Genomic DNA, 4,707 nt, shown 5'->3' on the forward strand with positions numbered 1-4,707 from the left:
GGCGGGGTGAGTGGGCCACCCCGCCCCGGACGGCCCGGCTGCGGCGGCTCGGTCAGCCGCGCAGCGGGATGCCGGGTCGGTCCGCCTGGGGGCGGTCGGCGGGGGTGCCGCGGTCGGGCGTGCCGCGGTCGACGGGGGTGCGCTCCATCGGGCCGCGGTCGATCGCGGTGCGGTCCATCGTCGCCCGGTCGATCGCCGCCCGGTCGATCGCCGCCCGCTCGATCGCGGTGCGGTCGATCGCGGTGCGGTCCATCGTGCTGCGCTCCAGGGCGCCGCGGTCCAGGCTGCTGCGGTCCAGGCCGCCCTGGCGGGCCGCCGGGACGGTCGTGGCCAGACCGGTGCGCTCGACGGCCGCGGGCAGCTCGTCGACGCGGTCCGGGCGGCTCTGGCCCGGGACGCCACCGCTCGCGGCGAGGAGCTCGCTGGTCGGGCGGCGCATGCCGTAGCGCCGGTGCACGGCCTGCTTGGTGACCCCGAGGGCGGAGCCCACCGAGTCCCAGGAGAAGCCCAGCGCCCGGTCGAACTCGACCGCCGCCGCCACCAGGGTCTCCACGCTTTCCCGCAGTTCCTGCGCCAGGCGCACGGTCGGCGCCGGCGCCCGCCCGTACACCACGAAGCCGGCCGAGGTGCTCGGTCGGCGCGGACGGTAGACGTTGCCCAGTTGAGCGGTGAGCGTCCGCAGCGCGTCGACCTGCCGCCTCACCCGCTCGATGTCCCGCACCAGCAGGTGCAGGCTCGCCCGCGCCCGTGCGTCGTGGTTGATCTGCTCGGCCATGGCCTACGTGCCACCTTCCGTACGGTTCGGCTCGGCCGGCACACGGTGTCCCGTGCGCCCGGCCCGGTCAATCTCTCTTGACCAACGCCGAAGCGGGGGCCGGGGTAACGCGGCTGGGCACAGTCGGGCCGTGCCGGCCGCCGATCCGGGCCCCGGGGAAGCCCCCGGCGGACGGCCGTACGGGTTGCATAGACTGGCGGGTGAACCAGCGGCCGACCGCAGCCCGCGCCCCTACGGACAGGAGCCCGTACCCCGTGGCGATCCAGCCGATCCGTCTCTTCGGAGACCCCGTTCTGCGGTCCACCGCGAAGCCGGTGACCACCTTCGACAAGGAACTGCGCAAGCTGGTCCACGACCTCACCGACACCATGCTGGACGCTCCCGGGGCCGGCCTCGCCGCGCCCCAACTCGGCGTCTCCCTGCGGGTGTTCACGTACCACGTGGACGGCGTCACCGGGCACCTGATCAACCCGGACCTGTCGCTGAGCGAGGAGGAGCAGGACGGTCCCGAGGGCTGCCTGTCGCTGCCCGGCCTGCGCTACGACACCAAGCGCGCGTACGGCGTGGTGGCCAGGGGCTTCAACATGTACGGCGATCCGGTGACCTTGGAGGGTACTCAGCTGCTCGCCCGGTGCATCCAGCACGAGACCGACCACCTGGACGGCATCATCTTCATCGACCGGCTCGACCGCGAGCAGCGCAAGGCCGCGCTGAAGGCGATCCGGGAGGCGGACTGGGACGGTGGGTCGGCTCCGGTGGTCAAGGTCTCGCCGCACAGCACCTTCGGTTCCGCCCGCTGACTTCCGCCCGTTCCGGCTGATCTCCGCTGACGTCGGCCGGGCTCGACCGACTTCCGCCGGCTCCTCGCCGACTCCGGTCGGGTTCCGCCGGCTTCTCGAACTTCTTTTTGCAGAAAGGCCCTTGATGCGTCTCGTCTTCGCCGGCACCCCCGAGGTCGCCGTTCCCGCCCTGGACGCCCTGCTCGCCTCGGACCGGCACGAGGTCGTCGCGGTGGTCACCCGCCCGGACGCTCCGGCCGGGCGCGGGCGCAAGCTGGTCGCCAGCCCCGTCGCCCAGCGCGCCGAGGAGGCCGGGATCGAGGTCCTCAAGCCGGTGAAGCCGAGCGACCCGGACTTCGTCGCCCGGCTCACCGAACTCGCGCCCGACTGCTGCCCGGTGGTCGCCTACGGCGCCCTGCTGCGCCCCGGCACGCTGGAGATCCCCACGTACGGCTGGGTCAACCTGCACTTCTCGCTGCTGCCCGCCTGGCGCGGCGCGGCCCCGGTCCAGCACGCGGTGCTGGCCGGCGACGAGGTCACCGGCGCCTCCACCTTCCTGATCGAGCAGGGCCTGGACTCCGGCCCGGTCTACGGCGTGATCACCGAGGAGATCCGCCCGGCCGACACCAGCGGTGAGCTGCTCACCCGGCTCTCGCACTCCGGCGCGCGGCTGCTCGCGGCCACCATGGACGGCATCGAGGACGGCTCCCTGCACGCCGTGCCGCAGCCGGCCGAGGGCGTCACGCTCGCGCCGAAGATCACCGTCGAGGACGCGCGGATCGACTGGAGCCACCCCGCGCTGCGGATCGACCGGGTCGTGCGCGGCTGCGCGCCGGCGCCGGGCGCCTGGACGGAGTTCCGGGGCGAGCGGCTGAAGGTCACCGGGCCGGTCCGGCTGCTGCCGGACTCCGCCGAGCTGGCGCCGGGCGAGGTCGCGATGGCGGGCAAGAACAGCGTCCGGGTCGGCACCGGCAGCCACGACGTGGAGCTGGGGGAGGTGCGTCCGCAGGGGAAGAAGGAGATGCGGGCCGCCGACTGGGCCCGGGGCGCGCGGCTGGAGGAGGGGGAGCGCCTCGGGGGCTGACGCTCCGGTTTGGCGCTACTGTTCGTTTGAGATCGATTGAGATCGCCCTTGTTCGTTCAAATCTGTCGTTCGTCCGAGTTCGTCGATAACCACCGCAGCACCTTGAGGCACCTGTGACCACCCCCAGCGCCAACCGCGCCCCCCGCCCGCACCGCCGCCCGAAGAAGGACCCGGCCCGGATCGTCGCGTTCCGCGCCCTGCGCGCCGTCGACGAGCGGGACGCGTACGCCAACCTGATCCTGCCCTCACTGCTCCGCGAGGCCGAGCAGAAGGGCATGGACCGGCGCGACGCCGCCCTCGCCACCGAGCTGGTCTACGGCACCCTGCGCCTGCAGGGCACCTACGACGCGATCATCGCCGCCTGCATCGACCGGCCGCTCGGCAAGGTCGACCCGCCGGTGCTGGACGTGCTCTCGCTCGGCGCGCACCAGCTGCTCACCACCCGCATCCCCAGCCACGCGGCCGTCTCGGCGACCGTCGAACTGGCCCGGGTGGTGCTCGGCGACGGCAAGGCCAAGTTCGTCAACGCCGTGCTCCGCCGGATCAGCGCCCACGACCTGGACGCCTGGATCGAGAAGGTCGCCCCGCCGTACGACAAGGACGCCGAGGACCACCTGGCCGTCGTCCACTCGCACCCGCGCTGGGTCGTCTCCGCGCTCTGGGACTCGCTCGGCCGCTGGCAGCCGGACGCCTCCGGGCGCACCGCGATGGAGGAGCTGCTGCGGGCCGACAACGAGCGGCCCGAGGTCACCCTGGTCGCCCGCCCCGGCCGGGCCACCGTCGGCGAGCTCGCCGAGGCGCTGCCGGAGGCCGAGCCGGGCCGCTGGTCCCCGTTCGCGCTGCGGCTCGCCGAGGGCGGCGACCCGGGATCGATCGCGGCGGTGCAGGAGAACCGGGCGGGCGTTCAGGACGAAGGCAGCCAGCTGGTCGCACTGGCGCTGGCGGCGGCGCCGCTGGAGGGGCCGGACCGGCTCTGGCTGGACGGCTGCGCCGGCCCCGGCGGCAAGGCCGCGCTGCTCGGCGCGCTCGCCGCCGAGCGGGGCGCGGCCCTGGTCGCGAGCGAGAAGCAGCCGCACCGGGCCCGGCTGGTGGCGCGGGCGCTGGCCGGCAACCCCGGCCCGTACACCGTGATCGCGGCCGACGGGACGCGCCCGGCCTGGCGGTCCGGCGGCTTCGACCGGGTGCTGGTCGACGTGCCGTGCTCCGGCCTCGGCGCGCTGCGCCGCCGCCCGGAGGCGCGCTGGCGGCGCCGGCCGGCCGACGTCGCGGCCTTCGGCCCGCTCCAGCGGGACCTGCTGCGCTCGGCGATCGATGCCACCCGGGTCGGCGGCGTGGTCGGCTACGCGACCTGCTCGCCGCACCTCGCGGAGACCCGCGCGGTCGTGGACGACGTGCTGCGGGCCGAGGACGGCCGGGTCGAGTGGATCGACGCGCGCCCGCTGCTGCCCGGCGTCCCGGCGCTCGGCGACGGGCCGGACGTGCAGCTGTGGCCGCACCTGCACGGGACCGACGCGATGTACCTGGCGCTGCTGCGCCGCACCGCCTGAGGCCCTTCCGGTGTCGCCTCCCCCGGCGGGGAGGCGACACCGGCGGCTCGTTCCGTCGGGGATCCGCCGTCGGCCCGGGGCGGGTTGACACCGTGTCAGGCGTCGGTTTCCATGGTTCTCGTGTAGCCGCTCGGCTGCATGATCTTTGGGGGCAGGCTTCGTCGCGTCGCGCGGCGGAGCCGGGGAAGCAACCCCACGAGACATGCGGCGCGATGCGGCTGTTCTGTGTGCTGGGCGCGTCCCCCGGCGGCTGCCCTCCCGGACCGTGGGAGACGCGCAGTGTCATCGGAGATTCAGCGGCCGCAGCGGGAACCCGCCGGCTCGGGGAACGGTGCCCGGGGATCCGGGGCGCGCCGGGCCGTGATGGACGGCCGGAAGCTCGACCTGATCGCCCTGATGGCGATCCTGGTGGTGTGCACCCTGATCTGCCTGACGGCCGGTGCATCTGCAAGAAGGCCCTGGACGAGGCCGAGGGCAACGTCGAGAAGGCCGTCGAGTTCCTGCGCATCAAGGGCCAGAAGG

At 74.5% G+C, this 4,707-nt stretch carries 3 protein-coding genes and 1 pseudogene; 3 read left to right on the top strand and 1 reads right to left on the bottom strand.

Features of this window, described 5'->3' with window-relative positions; genetic code table 11:
• Positions 1-429 precede the first annotated feature (429 nt).
• Positions 430-775, bottom strand: a pseudogene (locus ACIQOV_RS28260) (hypothetical protein); the annotation flags it as partial.
• Positions 776-1,029: 254 nt separating this feature from the next.
• Here ACIQOV_RS28260 and def point away from each other — a divergent pair.
• The 3 genes from def (at position 1,030) to ACIQOV_RS28275 (ending at position 4,185) form a co-directional block, all read left to right on the top strand.
• Positions 1,030-1,575, top strand: coding sequence for a peptide deformylase (gene def / locus ACIQOV_RS28265; protein WP_359897412.1), 546 nt, complete (start codon positions 1,030-1,032; stop codon positions 1,573-1,575).
• Between the two features lie 124 nt (positions 1,576-1,699).
• Positions 1,700-2,638, top strand: coding sequence for a methionyl-tRNA formyltransferase (gene fmt / locus ACIQOV_RS28270; RefSeq protein ID WP_401053234.1), 939 nt, complete (start codon positions 1,700-1,702; stop codon positions 2,636-2,638).
• A 113-nt stretch (positions 2,639-2,751) separates the two neighbouring features.
• Positions 2,752-4,185, top strand: a complete 1,434-nt coding sequence (locus ACIQOV_RS28275; RefSeq protein ID WP_401053236.1) for an RsmB/NOP family class I SAM-dependent RNA methyltransferase — start codon at positions 2,752-2,754, stop codon at positions 4,183-4,185.
• Positions 4,186-4,707: the final 522 nt, after the last annotated feature.

Origin of the sequence: Kitasatospora sp. NPDC091257, from assembly GCF_044757675.1 — a bacterium.
GTDB classification, from domain to species: domain Bacteria; phylum Actinomycetota; class Actinomycetes; order Streptomycetales; family Streptomycetaceae; genus Kitasatospora; species Kitasatospora lactacystinica.

Excerpts from the sequence above, each read along its gene's own strand:
- fmt (WP_401053234.1), top strand. The coding sequence starts at position 1,700 with ATGCGTCTCGTCTTCGCCGGCACCCCCGAGGTCGCCGTTCCCGCCCTG.